The 19,601-nt window shown below is 37.8% G+C and carries 16 protein-coding genes; 6 read left to right on the top strand and 10 right to left on the bottom strand.

Going from position 1 to position 19,601, the window contains the following annotated elements:
- The first annotated feature begins 29 nt into the window (after positions 1-29).
- Positions 30-905 carry a C1 family peptidase gene (locus tag BUA72_RS10845; protein WP_072922923.1) on the top strand — a complete coding sequence of 292 codons (876 nt, stop codon included), beginning with the start codon at positions 30-32 and terminating at the stop codon, positions 903-905.
- Between the two features lie 277 nt (positions 906-1,182).
- Here the strand turns inward: BUA72_RS10845 and BUA72_RS10840 are convergent, their stop codons facing one another.
- The 8 genes from BUA72_RS10840 to BUA72_RS10805 all read right to left on the bottom strand — a co-directional run bounded on the left by BUA72_RS10840 (position 1,183) and on the right by BUA72_RS10805 (position 10,884).
- Positions 1,183-3,666 (bottom strand): beta-mannosidase, encoded by a 2,484-nt coding sequence (locus tag BUA72_RS10840; RefSeq protein ID WP_072922922.1) that lies wholly within the window; start codon positions 3,664-3,666, stop codon positions 1,183-1,185.
- Positions 3,659-4,045 (bottom strand): GxxExxY protein, encoded by a 387-nt coding sequence (locus BUA72_RS10835; protein ID WP_072922921.1) that lies wholly within the window; start codon positions 4,043-4,045, stop codon positions 3,659-3,661. The genes BUA72_RS10840 and BUA72_RS10835 overlap by 8 nt, the downstream gene beginning before the upstream one ends.
- Positions 4,046-4,946: 901 nt before the next feature.
- Positions 4,947-5,609, bottom strand: a complete 663-nt coding sequence (locus BUA72_RS10830) for a copper homeostasis protein CutC (RefSeq protein WP_072922920.1) — start codon at positions 5,607-5,609, stop codon at positions 4,947-4,949.
- A gap of 31 nt (positions 5,610-5,640) precedes the next feature.
- Complete coding sequence (locus BUA72_RS10825; RefSeq protein WP_072922919.1) at positions 5,641-6,633, bottom strand: isoaspartyl peptidase/L-asparaginase family protein; 993 nt, start codon at positions 6,631-6,633, stop codon at positions 5,641-5,643.
- Between the two features lie 101 nt (positions 6,634-6,734).
- On the bottom strand, positions 6,735-7,223 hold the full coding sequence (locus tag BUA72_RS10820) for a DUF6691 family protein (RefSeq protein WP_072922918.1): 489 nt from the start codon (positions 7,221-7,223) through the stop codon (positions 6,735-6,737).
- A gap of 20 nt (positions 7,224-7,243) precedes the next feature.
- Positions 7,244-7,807: a YeeE/YedE family protein gene (locus tag BUA72_RS10815; protein WP_072922917.1), complete on the bottom strand. Its 564-nt coding sequence runs from the start codon at positions 7,805-7,807 to the stop codon at positions 7,244-7,246.
- Positions 7,808-7,993: 186 nt separating this feature from the next.
- Entirely contained in the window at positions 7,994-8,617 is a 624-nt protein-coding gene (locus BUA72_RS10810; protein WP_072923169.1) for a Crp/Fnr family transcriptional regulator, read from the bottom strand.
- A gap of 20 nt (positions 8,618-8,637) precedes the next feature.
- Positions 8,638-10,884 carry a glycoside hydrolase family 20 protein gene (locus tag BUA72_RS10805; protein WP_072922916.1) on the bottom strand — a complete coding sequence of 749 codons (2,247 nt, stop codon included), beginning with the start codon at positions 10,882-10,884 and terminating at the stop codon, positions 8,638-8,640.
- A gap of 103 nt (positions 10,885-10,987) precedes the next feature.
- Between BUA72_RS10805 and BUA72_RS10800 the strand changes: the two genes are divergently transcribed.
- Positions 10,988-11,809 carry a DUF4197 domain-containing protein gene (locus BUA72_RS10800; RefSeq protein ID WP_072922915.1) on the top strand — a complete coding sequence of 274 codons (822 nt, stop codon included), beginning with the start codon at positions 10,988-10,990 and terminating at the stop codon, positions 11,807-11,809.
- Positions 11,810-12,047: 238 nt separating this feature from the next.
- Here BUA72_RS10800 and BUA72_RS10795 read toward each other — a convergent pair whose 3' ends face one another.
- A complete protein-coding gene (locus BUA72_RS10795) occupies positions 12,048-12,701 on the bottom strand; it encodes a CoA transferase subunit B (protein ID WP_072922914.1) in 654 nt (217 codons plus the stop codon).
- A gap of 454 nt (positions 12,702-13,155) precedes the next feature.
- Here BUA72_RS10795 and BUA72_RS10790 point away from each other — a divergent pair, with 454 nt between their 5' ends.
- Positions 13,156-14,958, top strand: a complete 1,803-nt coding sequence (locus tag BUA72_RS10790; protein ID WP_034726420.1) for an ABC transporter ATP-binding protein — start codon at positions 13,156-13,158, stop codon at positions 14,956-14,958.
- A gap of 61 nt (positions 14,959-15,019) precedes the next feature.
- Here the strand turns inward: BUA72_RS10790 and BUA72_RS10785 are convergent, their stop codons facing one another.
- Positions 15,020-15,721: a CoA transferase subunit A gene (locus BUA72_RS10785; RefSeq protein ID WP_034726421.1), complete on the bottom strand. Its 702-nt coding sequence runs from the start codon at positions 15,719-15,721 to the stop codon at positions 15,020-15,022.
- A gap of 161 nt (positions 15,722-15,882) precedes the next feature.
- Here BUA72_RS10785 and BUA72_RS10780 point away from each other — a divergent pair, with 161 nt between their 5' ends.
- The 3 genes from BUA72_RS10780 (at position 15,883) to BUA72_RS10770 (ending at position 19,577) form a co-directional block, all read left to right on the top strand.
- On the top strand, positions 15,883-16,380 hold the full coding sequence (locus BUA72_RS10780) for a DoxX family protein (RefSeq protein ID WP_072922913.1): 498 nt from the start codon (positions 15,883-15,885) through the stop codon (positions 16,378-16,380).
- A gap of 232 nt (positions 16,381-16,612) precedes the next feature.
- Positions 16,613-18,136: a toxin-antitoxin system YwqK family antitoxin gene (locus BUA72_RS10775; RefSeq protein WP_072922912.1), complete on the top strand. Its 1,524-nt coding sequence runs from the start codon at positions 16,613-16,615 to the stop codon at positions 18,134-18,136.
- A 754-nt stretch (positions 18,137-18,890) separates the two neighbouring features.
- Positions 18,891-19,577 (top strand): DUF3667 domain-containing protein, encoded by a 687-nt coding sequence (locus BUA72_RS10770; RefSeq protein ID WP_072922911.1) that lies wholly within the window; start codon positions 18,891-18,893, stop codon positions 19,575-19,577.
- Positions 19,578-19,601: the final 24 nt, after the last annotated feature.

Below are 19,601 nucleotides of genomic sequence, written 5' to 3'. Positions count from 1 at the left end.
AATTTTACAAAACCACAAAAATAATTAATATGAAAAGTAAATTAATGTCTTTAGCACTAGGCGTGCTATTTCTGTCCTCCTGTAATTCCAACGAGGACATCACCACTTCAACACCGGAACAGGCTTCCCAAAAGCAGTATTCTCTGGGAGCCAGACTGGTGGATGAACAGACTTTTAACTCTTATGAAAAAGCAGATGTAGAAGCATTGACGCTTAAGTTTAAGGGGAAAAGTTCTGAGGCTGCCAAAGTAAGTCTTCCAAGCAGCTACTCTATTCCAAGTTCAACAGTGGGTAATCAGGGATCGGAAGGTTCATGCGTTGCCTGGGCTACCGCTTATGCAGCCGCGAGTTCTCTTGAACTTAACTTTAAGGGGGTAACACAGAGCAGAAGCCCTGAGTATGTGTACAACCAGATCAAAGTCGGTACTTGCGCACAGGGAGCTTATGTAACTGCGGGACTTAACCTGATCAAAAACCAGGGAGTCTGCAGCTGGAACGAAATGCCGTACACCGATGCGGGATGTTCTACCCAACCTAATGCTACGCAGAAAAGTGCAGCCAGTACCCACAAGTTTACAAGCTGGGGAACGGTTAACAAAACTGACATTGCAGGCGTGAAAAATCTATTGAGCATGAATCTTCCTGTTGTCATCGCCGTAAGTGTAGATGACAGTTTTTACAATATGGGAAGCACAGGATGGATCTGGAAAGCCCATTCCGGCCAAAACTACGGAGGTCATGCGATCTGTGTTATCGGGTATGATGACAGCAAGCAGGCATTTAAAGTTCAGAATTCATGGGGAACCTCCTGGGGAAGCAGCGGATATTTCTGGATAGATTATACCTTCTTTGCAAAAACTTCTAATGGTGCCATTAATGAGAGTTATGTGGCGTATGTTCAGTAATTAATTCATTAGCACCAACTTATTTTATATAGAAAGAAGCCTTCCAATAACTACGGAAGGCTTTTTGTTGTTGGATTGTCGCAAAGGCGCTATTTTTTGCATGCTTTGTGTTGTAAGGCGCAAGGATTTTATCTTCGATAAAATTTTATGCTGCGGATGATTAATACTTTGTTGAGTACTATTAAACCTCACAGGTTTTTGAAACCTATGAAGTTTGTTTTTTTTATGCTCTCGCTGATTCAGCTGATGATGCAGATTTTTGTTTTCGATTACTTTCTTAATTCTGTAAGGTATTCCAAAGGCTGATTACTTCAATATTTTTCATAGGTTTTGAAAGCTTGATTCTTTTTGAAGTATGAGGAAGAAGATCAAAGAAATTATCGCTGAAATGAATATCTCCGATCAGGTAAACGTCTTTTGCCAATTCATCTGTGGAAATTTCAATTTCATTTGGAGTGATTATTTTAATCTTGATATTTGGTTTTGTGAGTTGCAGATCCTTGGGCTTAGCAAAGAAATGATTATTGACAGCAATAATTTTCCCTTCTTTGTCTTTTAAGGTAAGTTGCAAAAAGATTTTATTTTTTTCAGATTCAGTTATTACATTTTTGATTTCAATCGGATCAAATTTCAGAATACTTTCCAATGCTTTTTCTTTTGAAGATGCTTTGGCTTCTTTTAAAACCTTTCCGTCAAAATTCAATGCTTTGATTTCTAAATTAACATCAGTAAAATTCTTAATTCCATCATTAATGGCGTAAAAGTTTAAATTCCCATCTTTTTCATCCGTTAAAATAACCTGCTGCTCAAAGCTTCGTTTCATCTGATACTGAAGGGCCTTCCAGTTTCCTAAATAATCGATGGAAGACCACGAAACCACCGGCCAGCAGTCGTTCAGCTGCCAGTATAAAGTTCCCATATTGTATGGTTTTGCACGACGATGAGCTTCTACAGCGATTCTCATACCTCTCGCCTGCAGCAATTGGGAAATGTAATTGTATTGTACAAAGTCTGAAGGAAGTTGATAGTCTCTTTTAATGTATTCGTTAATAATTTCCCAGCCTCTTCCATGCTTTTCATGAGCTTTGATCGTAGGATTTTGCAAATTCAGATCAGGAATTCCGGAAAACATAGACTTTACAGCTACCAGGCTTGGCATCCCCTGAAAACCATATTCAGACATGAAACGGCCTACTTTTTCATTATAGATTTCAAACGGCTGCTCTCCCCACCAAACTCCCCAGTAATGGGAATCTCCTTCAGTAAGACTTTCTTTATGTCCCCAACCGATGGATGGTGAACTTGGCCAATAGATATTTTTTTCCTGAGTAAGATTTTCCTGTAACGCATTTGGAATGACATCATGGAACAGCTTTTTATAGTCTTTCCAAACCTGAATGGAATCGTCTTTTGAGTATTTGAACTGTTTCTGGTATCCCCAGTTGACAATGGCTTCATCTACTTCATTGTTCCCGCACCACAAAGCAATAGATGGGTGATTCTGAAGTCTGTTCACCTGATCTTTTACCTCTTCTCTGACGTTGTTTAAAAAAGCTTCATCAGCCGGATAAAAGCTTCCCGCAAACATAAAATCCTGCCATACCAAAATACCGTTTTCGTCACAGGCTTTGTAGAATTCATCGTCTTCATAAATTCCGCCACCCCAGACACGGACCATATTCATATTGGCCTCTTTCATATCTTTAATCAGTTTCCGGTATTTTTCTTTGGTTATTCTGGGCGAAAAGCTGTCAGCGGGGATCCAATTCGTTCCTTTCGCATACAAAGGTTTTCCATTAACTTTAAAATAGAAAGATTTTCCGGCTGCATCTTTTTCCTGAACCAGTTCTACGGTTCTAAGTCCGACTTTTATATTTTTTTGGTCTAAAGCTGTCTTATTTTTTAAAAGTTCGATTTTAAAATCATGAAGATTCGCATCGCCCCAACCGTTGGGCTGCCAAAGTTTGAACCCACTCATATCATAAGGAAGACGAATGGTGTTCATCCCTTTTTTAAGCAAAACGGTCTTGTTCAATTGATTAATATTCAAATTATAATTCCCGGCTTCCTGTGCATTAATCTCAATTTCAAAATTAAAATCCAAAACTTCATTTGAAAAGTTCTGATGGTATTTAACCGTCTCTATTTTTGCAAAATTCCAGGACTCCAATTGTATATCTTTCCAGATTCCTGCGGTCACCAATCTCGGACCCCAATCCCATCCAAACTGATACTGAGCCTTTCTCATAAAGCTTCTGGGTGATTCCGGCATTGTAAACGGAACTTTTTGAGCAAGCTCCTTCCCTTCTTTCACTGCTGATTTGAATTTAATCTTTAGCTCATTATCTCCTTGCTTCAGGAACTCTTTCACGGGAACATTCCATTTCCTGAACATATTGTCTGTTTTTTTCAACAGTTTTCCATTCAGGTAGATCTCTGAGAAGGTATCAAGACCATTAAAAATCAAATCAACATGATCATTTTTGAGTTCCTTTGCAGATACTTTAAAGATGGTTTTATATTCCCAGTCCTCATTTTCTATCCATTGCACCTTTTTTTCATTTTCATCTTTGAAAGGATCAGGAATCACCTTATTATCCATCAGATCCAGATGAACGGTACCCGGAATTTTTGCAGACATCCAATCCTGCTCTTTTGTATTTTTGAACTGCCATTTCTCCGAAGACAAACTTCGTTCTGTTAGTTGTGCAGTCATCATAGTTTGAATAAAAAGGAAGATAAAAAGGATGGATTTATTCATTAATAAGTTTGTTTACAATTCTGTGAATTCCGTATTTGATAAGTTCACTGTTAAAATTGATCAGTAGCCCCAACTTCATATTAGTAAGTTTCAGATAGGTCAAAACTTGAGCGTTAAAAACAGGATTCAATTCAAGAACAGCTTTAACTTCAATAATCACCTTATTTTCTACAATTAAATCAATTTTATAGGCATTTTCTATTGTAACTTCTTTATACTTTAAAGGCAGAGATATTTGTTGCTGTACATCTATTCCCTGCTGTTTCAATTCATATGCAAGAGCAGTTTCATAGGCATTTTCCAATAACCCGACTCCCAAATTTCTGTGAACTTCAATGGCTGCTCCTATTATTTTGTAGGATAATTCGTTTTCTGTCATTCATTTGTGTTTTTTATTTTTTGTGTTTTGTTTTTTTAACGCAAAGGTCTATTTTAATACTGTATAATTGAAGGCGGCAAAGAAGGAATCAATTTCATTGATTCGATTAAGCAGACGTTTTATACCAAACACCTACTCAGGGTATAATCCCACTTTTGCATTACACTACCTAAATATTCCCTAAAAACAAAAACATTATATTTAACGCAAAGTTTTTACTATAATACTGCATACATTAAGGCTGCAAAGACAGAATCAATTTCATTGATTCGATTAAGCAGACGTTTTATACCAAACACCTACTCAGGGTATAATCCCACTTTTGCATTACACTACCTAAATATTCCCTAAAAACAAAAACATTATATTTAACGCAAAGTTTTTACTATAATACTGCATACATTAAGGCTGCAAAGAATGAATCAATTTCATTGATTCGATTAAGCAGACGTTTTATACCAAACACCTACTCAGGGTATAATCCCACTTTTGCATTACACTACCTAAATATTCCCTAAAAACAAAAACATTATATTTAACGCAAAGTTTTACTATAATACTGCATACATTAAGGCTGCAAAGACAGAATCAATTTCATTGATTCGACTAAGCGATCTTCTTATCCATATAGCTTCATCAGCGACACAGTCGCACTCTTTGCCTTCCTCAAAACTAAGCGCCTTCTAAAATAAAGCTTTGCGTTAAAAAAACATGACATATTTTGACGCAAAGTTTGATTTTTACAATGTAAAGCTTTAAGGCGGCAAAGAAGGAATCAATTTCATTGATTCGATTAAGCAATCTTCTTATTGTACAGCTTCATCAGCGGCAGCGTCGCACTCTTTGCCTTCCTCAAAACTCAACGCTCTCTAAAATAAAACTTTGCGTTAAAAAATCCGCTTTATTTATTTTTCAAAGCTACAACCTCATCTGCAATGGCAAAAGCTCCTCCATCCGTGATTGCTGAAGAATGAAAATAGTCAGCATTGGTAAATTCTCTTATTTCTTCAATATTGGTAGAGCGAAGACCGCCTCCAACCAGAATTTCAATTCTTCCATTGGAAAGTTCAACCAGTTTTTTCAAATTTTCTTTACCTTCTGAAACATTGGGCTTCTGACCTGAAGTAAGAATTGTTTTAAAACCGCAGTCAATTACTTTTTCCAGAGAATCTTCAAGATGGGTTGCTCTGTCAAAAGCGCGGTGAAAAGTACATGGAAGAGGATTAGCCAATTCAACTAAAACCTTATTCTGTTCTACATTCACCTCATCATTTTGGTCTAAGATCCCAAAAACAAAACCATCTGCGCCTAAAGATTTCAACTGAACCAATTCTTTTTTCATCTGCTCCAATTCAGCTTCAGAATAAGTGAAATTTCCTCCTCGTGGTCTGATCATTACAAAAAGCGGAATATTAATTTTTGCTCTTAGCTCTTTCATTGTTTCAAAATCGGGAGTCGTCCCGCCTTCGCTTAATCCGTCACATAATTCGATTCTGTCAGCTCCGTTTTCAAAGGCAATTATGGCTGATTCAGGATTGAAACACGCTATTTCTATTTTTGACATTTATTTTTTATTGAATGGTAAGAAAATATTTTTATTTCAAGGCAAATTCCGGCTTTTCAAGACGGTTTCCTTTCTGATCATAGACTGCGAAATTAAATCCGTCCTGAATACAGTACGAACCGTACTCCCCTTTTTTATTTAAAGCGATAAAGCCAACCTGGATGTCTTTCAGGTTTTTATTTCTTCTCTTGGTAATATTCACAATCCTTTCTACTGCTTCTTTGCAGGCCTGTTGAGGATTTCTGCCCTGTCTCATCAGTTCAACCACAAGATGGGTTCCTACAGTCCGGATCACTTCCTCGCCATGACCTGTAGCCGTAGCTGCTCCTACTTCATTATCAACAAACAGACCCGCTCCGATAATAGGAGAATCTCCTACCCTTCCATGCATTTTGAACGCCATTCCACTGGTCGTACAGGCTCCGGAAAGGTTTCCCTGTGCGTCAAGAGCAATCATTCCTATAGTGTCGTGGTTTTCAATATTGGCAACGGGTTTATATTCGCTGGTTTTTAACCATTCTTTCCATTCTTTTTCAGATTCGGGAGTGAGAAGATTTTCCTTTTTAAAGCCTTGAGCAAGGGCGAACTGTAAAGCTCCATCTCCAACCAGCATTACGTGTGGTGTTTTTTCCATAACCGATCTTGCCACGGAAATAGGATTTTTGATATGCTCTAAACATGCAACGGAACCGATATTATAGTTTTCATCCATAATACAGGCATCAAGAGTCACTCTTCCATCCCTGTCCGGACGTCCGCCATAACCTACACTTCTTTCTGTAGGATCCAGTTCTACCAGACGAACTCCTTTTTCCACTGCATCAAGCGCTTTTCCGCCTTTTCCAAGAATAGTCCAGGCTTCTTCATTGGCTTTCAGACCAAAATTCCAGGTGGAGAGAACGATTGGCTTTCCAACTGCTTTAGAATGATCAGGTAAGTCTTTAGCGATGAGATCCAGGGGATTTACAGCAAGTGCCAGAGAAGCGGCGGCTGTTTTTTTAATGAAGTTTCGTCTGCTTTGCATGTGAGATGTATTTGACGCCCAAATTAGCAATTTTCCCGCTAGCATAAAAGGAAAAAAGACCACGGCAGCTGCTCTGTAGTCTTTTTCTTATTTTTTAATGATCAATGTGGCAGTTTGTCTCTGAAATAACCATACACCCATGTTCCTGCAACTGCACTGAGAAGGGTTACACTCACCGCCAATGCGCCCGTCCCGATTTGGGCAAAAAGTGGTCCGGGACATGCTCCGGTAATGGCCCAGCCAAATCCGAAGATCAATCCGCCATAGATCTGGCCTTTGTTAAATTTTTTTGAAGGTATGATTATAGGTTCACCATATATTGTTTTAATATTGAATTTTTTGATTAATCCAACCGAAATTATTCCCACCAGAACGGCACTTCCGATGATTCCATACATATGAAAAGACTGCAGGCGGAACATCTCCTGGATTCTGAACCAACTGATCACCTCGGCTTTCACGAAAATAATTCCAAAGATAATTCCAGCCAAAAGGTATTTCAGATTGTAGTACCATGGATGCTTCAGATTGCTTTCATTCGTACAGTTGGTATCCTGATGACGGATATCGGTTACTTTATGATGAGTCATAATCAATTTTGTTTAAAAGTTTAAAGGGAAAGAATAACAGGCAGAATGAGATTGGCCATTATAAAACCACCGATCATAAAACATACCGTTGCCACCAATGACGGCCACTGCAGATTGGAAAGTCCCATGATGGCGTGTCCGCTTGTACATCCACCTGCATATCTTGTTCCGAAGCCTACCAGAAATCCTCCGACAATCATCATGATGAATCCACGAAGGGTCAATAGACTTTCAAAGTTCATCAACTGAACAGGAACCAGATTGGTGTAATCTGTAATGCCGTAGCCTGCCAATTCGGTTTTCAATTCCGGATTAACGGTAATTTCGGATGTATTGAGCAGAAAATGGGAAGCAATCATTCCCCCGAAAAAAATCCCCAGTACAAAAAACAGATTCCACACTTCTTTCTTCCAGTCGTATTTGAAAAAACTGATTCCGGCCGGAATGCATGCAGCACAGATATGTCTTAATGAAGAGCTGATTCCGAAGGATTTATTTCCAAGAATCAATAAGGCAGGAACCGTAAGTCCGATCAAAGGGCCGGCTACATACCAGGGCCAGGGTTCTTTTATAATTTCCAGCATTTTTTCTAGATTAATTTTTGTAAAAATGGAGATAGTTGGTGAGATATACAGCTACTTTTGTTACATAAGGTGTTTTTTGAGAAACTTTTTTAACCACAAAAGGCTCAATAGTTTTTTGACACTTAAGTTATTTAAAAATCTAAGATTATCGTTTGGTGTAAAATACTTGGGTCGGGACTAATATTATTATAAAAGAGCAATTCTATTTCTACCCAGTTTTAATTTTCCGGATTCTTCCAATTGTTTGAGCAGTCTTGAAACGACAACTCTTACGGTACCCAACTCGTTGGCCAGCTGTTCATGGGTGATGATAATGGCTTTAGAACCGGTAAGTTCAGATTTTTTATTGAGAAGATTCAGAAGTCTTTCATCTACTTTTTTAAAAGAAATGGCGTTGATGATTTCCAGTAATTCTTCAAAACGTTTATGATAGAGTTTAAAAATATAATCCAGCCATTCCGGATGTTCTCTGATAAACAGTGAAGCTTTACCTACGGGTAAAAAAAGGATTTCGGTATCTTCTTCCACTTCGGCTTTTACCATACTTTTTTCATTGTGCATTCCGCCCAGAAAGGACATGATGCAGCTTTCTCCGGTTTTTATGTAGTAGAGCAGGATTTCTCTTCCGTCTTCATCTGTTCGGATCACTTTGATCATCCCTTTCATAATGATCGGGATAGAGCGTATGGAAGTATTTTCATCCAGAATAATATCTCCTTCGGTATAGCTTTTGGGAATGCCGTACTGATAGAGTTTATCAACCAGTTCGGGTGAGGTGGCAAATTCTGAAGTGAGGATGTCGTTCTGCATAATAATCATTCAACTTTTGGCTAATTTACGCCAATTTCATCCACAAATAACCATGCTTTTGAGTCAGCTCCGGGATTTCCAGCAGGAATAATACCAGCGTTTTCTATTTTTAATTTGATATATTTTGAGTTCTGGCTTCCTACATTTAATTTTATTTTTCCTTTTGAACTCTGGATTTCATCTTTTCCGATCTCTTTGATCATCTTAAAATTCTTACCGTCATCAGAAATAAAGATCTGCGCAGATTTCGCCAGATGGATCCAGCTTCCTTTATTTTCTAAAGTATTGAAATAAACTTCTGAAAAACCTGTCTTCTGACCAAGATCAATAGTCGCTACGACATCTTTCCCCTGAAAACCAAGCCACGTTTTCCCCAGCTGTCTGGTATTTCCGATAATTCCATCCACTAAAGTAAAAGCGCCACCGAAAGAATAATTTTCACTTGGCTGCTGTTCTAAGGTTATTTTTTTTCCTGTCGTTTTTGAAACTGTAAATTCCTGTGCAGAAACGGCGCTTTTCAGTTTTCCATCCTCAAAATACGCAGATTTAACAGTTAAAGATTTCAAAATATTGATTGGTCCCTGATATACCTGCGAATTCAGAGAAGGATCTGTTCCATCCGTTGTATATCGGATTCCTTTCGGGTCCTGTGAAACGGTAAGCTCATAAGAAACACCGCTACCGGCAGGAATTACTTTTCCAGAGATATTGTAAATGCTTTTTGCATAATTCACCTTCATTTTGTCCAGAACTTTGAACTGACTAATGACTCTGTTTTCAAATGCTTTGTAGTTCTTTGAATCTGCCGTACCCCAACCAACTTCAGAAAGTGCCATCAGCCTTGGAAAAATCATGTATTGCACCTGTTTAAAATCTGTAATGTACTCTGTCCATAAATTGGCCTGAACACCCATGATATATTTTGCCTGCTCCGCATTCAACTCTGAAGGAATTGGATTATAAGAGTACACTTTATCTAAAGGTGTAAATCCACCAAAAGCATTAGGCTCCGACTGCGGATCTCCCTGATAGTGGTCAAAATAGCAATACGCTCCGGGCGTCATCACTGCGAAATGTCCTGATTTTGCGGCTTCAATTCCTCCATTCACTCCTGTCCAGCTCATCACGGCTGCGTTTGGCGCAAGACCACCTTCGAGAATTTCATCCCAACCAATGATTTTTCTGCCTTTACTGTTGACATATTTTTCAATTCTGTGGATGAAATAGCTTTGAAGACCATGCTCATCCTTCAGATTATTTTTCTTAATTAATTCTTGGCAGTGGGCACATTCCTTCCATCTTGTTTTCGGGCATTCATCACCACCAATGTGGATGTATTGGGAAGGGAATAATTTCATGACCTCATCAAGAACATTTTCCAGAAAGGTGAATGTTTCTTCTTTCGGGCAGAACACATCGTCAAAAACGCCCCATTTTGTAGCCGCTTCAAACGGCCCTTTTGTACAGGCCAATTCAGGATATGCAGACAAAGCAGCTAAAGCATGTCCCGGCATTTCAATTTCCGGAACGATGGTGATATGTCTCTGCTGAGCATATTTAACAACGTCTTTGATCTGTTCCTGAGTATAAAAATATGGGCCGTAAGGTTTCCCGTCAAATGTATTGTCTACATAAGCTCCAATCATAGATTCTTTACGTTTTGAACCTATTTCGGTCAGTTTCGGATATTTTTTTATTTCAATTCTCCAGCCCTGATCATCTGTCAGGTGCCAATGAAAGGTGTTCAGCTTGTACATAGCCAGATAATCGATGTACTGTTTGACCTCATCCACATTGAAGAAATGACGGCAGACGTCCAGGTGCATTCCGCGCCAGGCAAATTTTGGATAATCCTTGATCTTTACAGCAGGAATTTTACCATCTTTATAATTCTGAATAAGTTGAAGCATCGTTTGAATACCGTGAAAAAGCCCTGCATCATCCTTTCCAATCACAGACATAAAGTCTTCTGTTACATTAATTTCATAATCTTCTTTTTTGTCCTTATCTACAGATACAAAAATGACATCTGTTCCATGAGTTCTTTCATTTTTTGACAGATCCAACTGATAGTTTTTATTTAAAGATTTAAGAAAAAACTGATACTCAAAAGACTTTTCATTACCTTTTACAGCTGTTGTATTACTTAAAATAAATTCTCCTTTTGAAAACTCAACACTTTGAGGATAAGGAATTAAATTCGGCTTCATCTGAGCATGAAAAACAGTGGAAAAAAGAGTGGAAAATATAAAGAGAAAACGTCGCATCTGGGTATGATTAAGGTTTTAGCTAATATAAATATTTTCCAAAACTCTTCGGTGCATTTTAACTTATTAAATAATAAAACATCTAAATTTGCAAAAAAATACAATGAGAAAAAGCATTTTACTGGCCGCAGGATTATTATTTTCAATTTCTTCACAGGCACAGCTCTTAGATATTATCAAATCTACGGTTAAAACTAAAACCGGTGTTGATCTTGACAATCCATCGAAACCTAAAACACCTGCAGCGACAACCACGACTTCAACTACTACGACAGCAACTCCAACCAAAACTTCTCCCATCAATCTTGGAAGCCTTACCTCGACACAGATTTCTTCAGGATTAAAGGAAGCTTTAAGCCTTGGGGTGACTGATGGTGTAAAGAAACTGGCTCTGACAGACGGATTTTTAAAGAATGAAGCCGTAAAAATCTTAATGCCTGAAAAATTAAGAAAAATAGACACTACACTCCGCTCTCTGGGCATGGGAAGTCTTGCAGATGAAGGTGTAAAATTATTAAACAGAGCTGCTGAAGATGCTGTAACTGAAGCTGCACCTATTTTTACAAAAGCGATCACATCCATGACAATTACGGATGCTAAAAATATTTTGTTAAGCAGTGATAACGCAGCAACCAATTATCTACAGACCAAAACACAAAGTCAGCTGTTTACCGCGTTTCAACCCAAAGTGAAAGCTTCGTTAGGAAAAGTAGGTGCTGATACGGTCTGGAAAAACCTGATCTCCAAATACAACACCTTTACAGGACAGGCTGTAACGACTGATCTTAATGAATATGTAACAACAGAAACCATCAATGGGGTGTTCAAAATGGTCGCGGAAAAGGAAAGCGGAATCAGAAATACACCTGCAATGAGAACGACTTCTATTTTACAGAAGGTTTTTGGGGCGCAGGATTCAAAATAGAAGTTAGATGTTATACTGAGCGTAATTCATTAAGAATTTTCAGTAATTATATTGAGTACATCTAAAACATAAAAAAGTCTGTTTCAGATATTGAAACAGACTTTTTCTTTTGTCTTGAAACAAAAATTATATGATGCTTCGACTCCGCTCAGCATGACATTTCTAATACTATATGTAAATTTAACAGTAGATTTTTAGCGATGTCATGCTGAGCGGAGTCGAAGCAATTTCAATTATATTAAAATTGCATTTCAGGAATTTCACCTTCGATGATCAGATCAGCTTCTGTAGATTTTACGATGTGCTCCACAGAAACACCCGGTGCTCTTTCTACCAGTTTGAATCCTTGAGGAGTAACGTCTAATACAGCTAATTCGGTTACGACTCTTTTCACGCAGCTAACGCCAGTAAGCGGAAGGGTACATTTCTTCAGGATCTTGCTTTCTCCGGCTTTGTTCACGTGCATCATCGCAACGATAATATTTTCTGCAGATGCTACAAGGTCCATTGCTCCACCCATTCCTTTAACCATTTTTCCCGGAATTTTCCAGTTGGCAATATCTCCGTTTTCAGAAACTTCCATCGCTCCAAGGATGGTAAGATCTACTTTCTGACCGCGGATCATCCCGAAACTGAAGGCCGAATCGAAAAATGAGCCTCCCGGCAGGATGGTGATGGTCTGTTTTCCGGCATTGATGATATCGGCATCTTCTTCTCCTTCGAAAGGGAAAGGGCCCATTCCGAGCACTCCGTTTTCACTTTGAAATTCTACGGAAATACCATCCGGAACATAGTTAGCCACCAATGTTGGGATTCCGATTCCCAGGTTTACATAATATCGGTCTTTCAGTTCTTTTGAAATCCTTTTAGCAATTTGTTCTTTTGTAAGCATAATAAAAACTTAGACTGCAATTTAATTCTTTTCACTTGAATACAAAAGGGCTTTGTTGCTAAGGTTGAGATAAAGGTGAGGCAGGTGGCAGGTTCTAGGTGGCAGATATTAGGTAGCAGGTTGCAGGGATTGTGCCGAAGATTCAAATTATGGTCTTTTGATTATAGTTAAGAAATAAGACGGAAGATGTGAAATATGAGACGCTTATCCATCAGCTTAATTACTACGAACCAGCACCTAGCAACTGACAACCAGCAACAAAAAAAACAGCAACTGACAACCCTCTTCCAAACTCATCTACTATAAAACACTCAAACTCTCCAACACTCAAACCCGCACCGCGTACCCCGTAACTTACGCTTCCAATCAACTAATATTAATTTTCTTAACCGAAACTCAGCTTAATACCAGAAGTCAAAATAATATCTCTAATTTTGCAACATTATTTACTAGAATGAAAATACTTTTAAGATACCTTAAGCCTTATCAATGGTTGATCGCGCTTTCTTTGCTGCTGGCTACCATTAACCAGGTTTTTTCTTTATTTGCTCCGGCCATTACGGGTAATATCCTGGATCAGCTGGTGACACATCCCAACTTTTTTGACAAGGAAAAGCTCCTGCCGAGAAACCTGAATCAATATTTATACGGTAGTGGCGTTTATCACGGTGTTTTTTACTTTTTGGGATTGCTTATCGGAACAGCGATGGTGAGCAGAATTGCCAAAGCTTTTCAGGATTATGCGGTAAGCGTTATTACTCAGAAGTTTGGCGCGAAAATCTTTACAGATGGTCTGAAACATTCAATGGCATTGCCTTATCAGGAATTTGAGGATCAGAGAAGTGGTGAAACCTTATCTATTTTAACGAAAGTAAGAGAAGATACCGTAAAATTCATCACCAGCTTTATTAATATTTTCTTTGGAATTTTAGTCAGTATCATTTTCGTTTCCGTGTATGCGATCCGTTTGCACTGGTCGATTATGCCTGTTTATATCTGCGGAATTTTCCTGATTGCTTTCATCACCAATTTATTGAGTAAAAGAATCAAAAGCATTCAGAAGAATATTGTTTCAGAAACGACAGCTCTGGCAGGAAGTACGACCGAAAGCTTAAGAAATATAGAAATCGTTAAAAGTTTGGGATTAACGAATCAGGAAGTGATCCGTTTAAATAACAATACGTACAAGATCCTTGGACTTGAACTGAGAAAGGTGAAAAGCATCCGTTCATTAAGTTTTATTCAGGGAACGATGGTTAATTTTCTTCAGCAGCTGATTACCATGACGTTGTTACTGTTGATTTTTAAAAATATCGTCACTCCGGGACAATACCTTTCTCTTATGTTCTATGGTTTTTTTATTTTCGGACCGATGCAGGAAATCGGGAATATCATTATTTCTTACCGCGAAGCAGAGGCTTCTCTTCAGAATTTTGACAATTTAATGAAGAAAGAAGTGGAAGAAAAACCGCTTCATCCCAAGCAAATTGGAGCTATTGAGGAATTACAGTTTAAGCATGTTTCTTTCAAACACCAGTCGGCTCAGTATAAAGCTTTAAACAATATCTCTTTTGATGTGAAAAATGGCGAAACCATTGCTTTTGTGGGACCAAGTGGTTCAGGAAAAAGTACTTTGGTTAAACTGCTGGTTGGACTTTACAGGCCACAGGAAGGAAATATTTTTTACAATGGAATTAACGGAAAAGAGTTTGATTTTGACGAACTGAGAAATCAAATTGGTTTTGTAACGCAGGACACTCAGCTTTTTGCAGGAACCATCAAGGAAAATCTTCTTTTTGTGAATCCCAATGCTACCGAGGCAGATCTGGAAATGGCATTAAAGAAATCCAGCTGTACCGCATTGCTGGAAAGAGCTGAAAAAGGTATTGAAACCGTTATTGGTGAAGGCGGACTGAAACTGAGTGGTGGAGAAAAACAAAGAATTGCCATTGCAAGAGCACTTTTAAGAAAACCTCATTTACTGATTTTTGATGAAGCAACTTCAGCTTTGGACAGCATCACAGAAGAGGAAATAACGTCTACCATCAAAGATATTTCAAAAGAAAAAGAACAGATTACAGTTCTTATTGCCCACCGTTTAAGCACGATTATGCATGCAGACAGAATCTATGTTCTTGAACGCGGACAGGTGATAGAAACAGGTTCTCACAGCCATCTCATTGCAGAAAAAGGTTTGTATTTCGCGATGTGGCGACAACAGATCGGGGAAAGAAAAAATCTTATTTCACAGGAATAAAAAAAGCGCTGAATTATTTCAGCGCTTTTCTTTTATGGTCAATAACGGATTTCGACAGGAATTAATCTTTCTGTCTTACCGTTCTCTGTTCAATTCTTTTTTCAAATTTTTCACCCTGGAAAATTCTCTGCACCATAATCCCCGGAATATGGATCTCATTAGGATCTAATACACCCGGTTCTACCAATTCTTCCACTTCAGCAATGGTAATTTTTGCCGCACCCGCCATCGGATGGTTGAAATTCCTTGCAGAACCTTTAAAGATCAGGTTTCCAAGATAGTCCCCTTTCCATGCTTTTACGATTGAGAAATCTGCTTTGTAAGCGTGTTCAAGGATGTGAGGTTTTCCGTTAAAATCTTTTACTTCCTTTCCTTCTGCGATCTCAGTTCCATATCCTGCAGGCGTATAAAAAGCAGGAATTCCAGCCTGAGCCGCTCTGCATTTTTCTGCCAAAGTTCCCTGTGGTGTAAGCTCTACCTCCAGTTCTCCGGACAGCATCTGTCTTTCGAATTCAGCATTTTCGCCTACATATGAAGAGATCATTTTTTTGATCTGTCTTTTCTGAAGCAGCAATCCTAATCCAAAATCATCTACACCCGCGTTGTTTGAAATACAGGTTACGTCTTTCACATCGCTCTCTACCAAAGCATTTATTGAGTTTTCAGGGATACCGCACAGACCAAACCCGCCCAGCATTAAAGTCATTCCATCATTAATTCCTTCGATGGCTTCCTTTGCATTTTTTACTCTTTTATCTATCATGAAATATTAGATTTTCTGTCCGTTAAATTTAATCATTTTTCTCATATCTCCATTATTCAGAAATTTATTTGAATTCAGATCTAACTTTTGGTGGATTCCGGCATCATACTTTAAGTTAAATCCTTTAAACCATTTAAAAATTTAATTTACACCTCGATACTATGGAAAAGAATACGTCCAATACAACCGGAGATTTGTTTTATGTCATTTGCAGAATAAGCATCGGGCTGTTCTTTTTTATCACAGGTTTCAATAAACTTTTCCATCCGGTTTTTCAGGGCTATATGTTGAAAACCATTAGTAGCTTAGGCTTTTCGAATCCTCAGTTTATGGCTAATTTTGTGGCTTTTAATGAAGCGTTCTGGGGATTATTTTTATTGCTGGGGCTTTTAACGAGATTCAGTTCACTGTCATTAATTGTCATCATGTTGGTGGCATTATTCACCAAAGACCTTCACTCTATTCCTACTGAACTTGTTCCCATAGATCCTGCCGTTGGGACCCGTTCTATGGATCCTTTCACATGGCTTACCTACTTTTTCTATCTGCCACAGGTTTTGTTTATTATGCTGTTGGGCATGTTTTCTCTTAATGGATACAAAGCTTTCGGGATCGATCAGCTGATCAAAAAGAAAAAGAAGGATTTCTTTTATTTGTAAAAATATTGAGCTGTAAAAGGCAGATCAATCCAATTTTCCGCATGTTCTTATAGTAAAATTTTTCAGAAAAATTTCCGTGATTTTACGGAGGTTTTGTGCGTTCAATTCCCTCTATTTCTCGGCAAATTGACTTATATTTGGCGTGATCAATCAATGTTGTTTATATACAGACTGATCCTTCTATTTCACTTCAAATTATACACTACTGAATCATTTAAACTTTAATAAAAACATGAAAAAATTATTTACCTCCGCAGTTCTTGCTCTGATCCTCAGCATCAGTGTAAGCGCACAGGAAAAAATCTATTTTGACGAAAACTGGGAGAAAACCACTCAGGATAAAATGGAATTCTACCGGGAAACTGAAAATAAAGGCAAGCTTACTTTAATTAAAGATTTTTATAAAAATGGTAAGCCGCAGATGGAAGGTCTTGCTTCCAATGCCACTCCGGGCAGCGAGGTCTATGAAGGAAAAGTGATCTGGTACAGCCCTGAAGGTAAAACATTGAGCACAGCAACATTTGCGGGCGGAAAACAGATAGGACCAGCCCAAACGTTTGATGAAAAAGGAAGACCTGTGGAAGATCTTGTCTATAAAGCAGACGGTACCTTTAAAGGAAAAATGTACACCTACAAAGACGCTGAATTATCCTCTTCTTTCAATACTATTACCACCTATGAGGATTCTGAGAATTTCAAAACGATCGCCTATGATGACGATATCAAAGGAATTCGCTACGAAATCACCACAGACAGTAAAGGAAAGTACGAAACTAAATATTACGGCGATAAAGGAAAACACATCGGCACAAGCAATACAGGAAACTCTGATGACAATGTAACCGTAGATTATTACTACAATCCGATGAGGGTATCCAAAATCGAAAAGCAGAAAAGCGACGGGACAATCAAGGAGAGCATCATCTATTCAAAAAATGGAAAGATTCTTCAGGAAGATAAGAAAAGCAAAAAAGACGGCTATAAAACAACCTACGATGAGACGGGTAAGAAAATAGGAAATCTGATCTACGTTTACGATAAAGAATCCAATTATTACAAACCTCAGGACGGCGAAGACTATCAGTTCAGTTATGATTTATCTGGTTTTACCGCCATTGATGTCTATAAAAACGGTTCCGTCATTCTGAATAAATACTTTGACGAAAACGGAAAGCTGTCTTCTGAAAAAGTCTTAAAGGATGATGTGGTACAGGAGATGAAATACTATCATCCGGACGGAAGACTGAAAGGCACTTTAACGTATAAGGATGACATGCCTTACAACGGAACTTTATACGAAGAGTTTAATGAACAGCAATATAAAGACGGTATTTTAGTTCTTTCAAAATCTTTCAGGGAAGATGAAAAGCTAAAATCTGAGAAAAAAATGAATGCTAAACAGACCGGATATGATTCCACTGTTTATGATGATAAAGGAGCCATTGTTTATACCTACAGCCAGCCTTTGGAAGAAGCAGAAGGTTTCACAGCACAGATCGTACAGTATGCAAAAGGAAAGCCCGGCAATAAAGCCGTTGTAAAAGACGGAGTCCTTCAGAGCGGAAAAATCAAATATAAAACCGAATCAGGTTTAAAGGAAATGGAGCGCAGTGGAAAATGGGTACTGTTGAAAGTGTATACTCCGGATGGAAAACTTATCCAGGACTCAAAAATTCTTGCAGATGCTGAACCACAGGATGCTTACGGTGCCTCGAGTACAATTTTACAGGAAGATGATCTTCTGTATGAATTTTAAAATATTCTAATTTCAATATAAAAATCGGCTGTTTGTAATGGCTGATTTTTTTTGTGAAAAATTTAAACCTTGGTATCTGTTTTTTTTGACGCAAAGGATGATTAATTATGATGAAAATTTAAGGAGAGCAAAAGGGAATCAACTTCGTTGATTTGATGAAGCTAAATGTCTGAATGCATTAAAAAATCTACGGAATCTGTGGAATCTGCGCGAGTTTTTTTTCACGCAAGGAATAATTAATATGCTGGAAATTTAAGGAGAGCAAAGGGAGAAATCAACTTCGTTGATTCGATAAAGCGAAATATCTGACTGCATAAAAAAATCTGCGAACTCTGTAGAATCTGCGCGAGTTTTTTTTCACGCAAAGAATAATTAATATGTTGGAAATTTAAGGAGAGCAAAGGGAGAAATCAACTTCGTTGATTTGATGAAGCTAAATGTCTGAATGCATTAAAAAATCTTCGAAATCTGCGGAATCTGCGGGAGTTTTTTTTCACGCAAAGAATAATTAATATGCTGGAAATTTAAGGAGTGCAAAGGGAGAAATCAACTCCGTTGATTCAATGAAGCGAAATGTCTGACTGCATGAAAAAATCTGCGGAATCTGTAGAATCTGTGAGATTTTTTTAACGCAAAGAATGATGACTGGAGATTAGAAAAGTATTTGAGTACATAAAAATTCCAAAAACTAAACTAAAGTGTAAAGGGTATGTAAAACTATTTATCTTTTTTTGCATTTAAAACTTAAACTACTATGAATGAAGAATTTTGCTCAAACTGCAGACAAAATTTAAAACCGAAAAGAATAGACGGACATTATATCCTCCATGAAATCGAACACGTTTTACATTTTGACAGAGGTATTTTGTATACCATACGGGAATTATTAATAAGACCCGGCGAAAACATCAGGAATTTCATCAGTGAAAACAGAAGCCGGCTTGTTAAACCAGTAATATTTATCATTGTCACATCGCTAATCTACACACTTATCAATCATTTTTTCCATATCGAAGACAGCTATATAAAAATTGATGGTGCGGGAGATTCGAAGCTCAATGCCATTAATAATTGGGTTCAAAGTCATTATGGATATTCCAATATTATTATGGGTGCGTTTATTGCTTTTTGGCTAAAAATATTTTTCAGAAAATACGATTACAATTTTTTTGAAATACTGATCCTTCTGTGCTTTATTCTTGGAATGGAAATGCTGATGTTCTCTGTTTTTGCCATTGTTGAAGGATTTACGAAATATCATCTGATGCAGATTGCTGCAGCGATCGTGTTTGTCTATTTTTCCTGGTCTGTAGGACAGTTTTTCGATAAAGGCAAGGTAGCCAGTTATTTTAAAGCCCTTGTTTCCTATGTATTGGGAATGATCACATTTGGTATTTCGATCATGATTTTAGGAGCTTTAATGAACTTAATCTCCCATTAAAAAATAAAAAGATGATCATTGTTA

It is taken from the genome of Chryseobacterium sp. OV279 (genome assembly GCF_900128945.1).
In the GTDB taxonomy this organism is placed as follows: domain Bacteria; phylum Bacteroidota; class Bacteroidia; order Flavobacteriales; family Weeksellaceae; genus Chryseobacterium.
The sequence above is the reverse complement of the archived record's forward strand: the minus strand, read 5'-3'. Positions and strand labels throughout refer to the sequence as shown.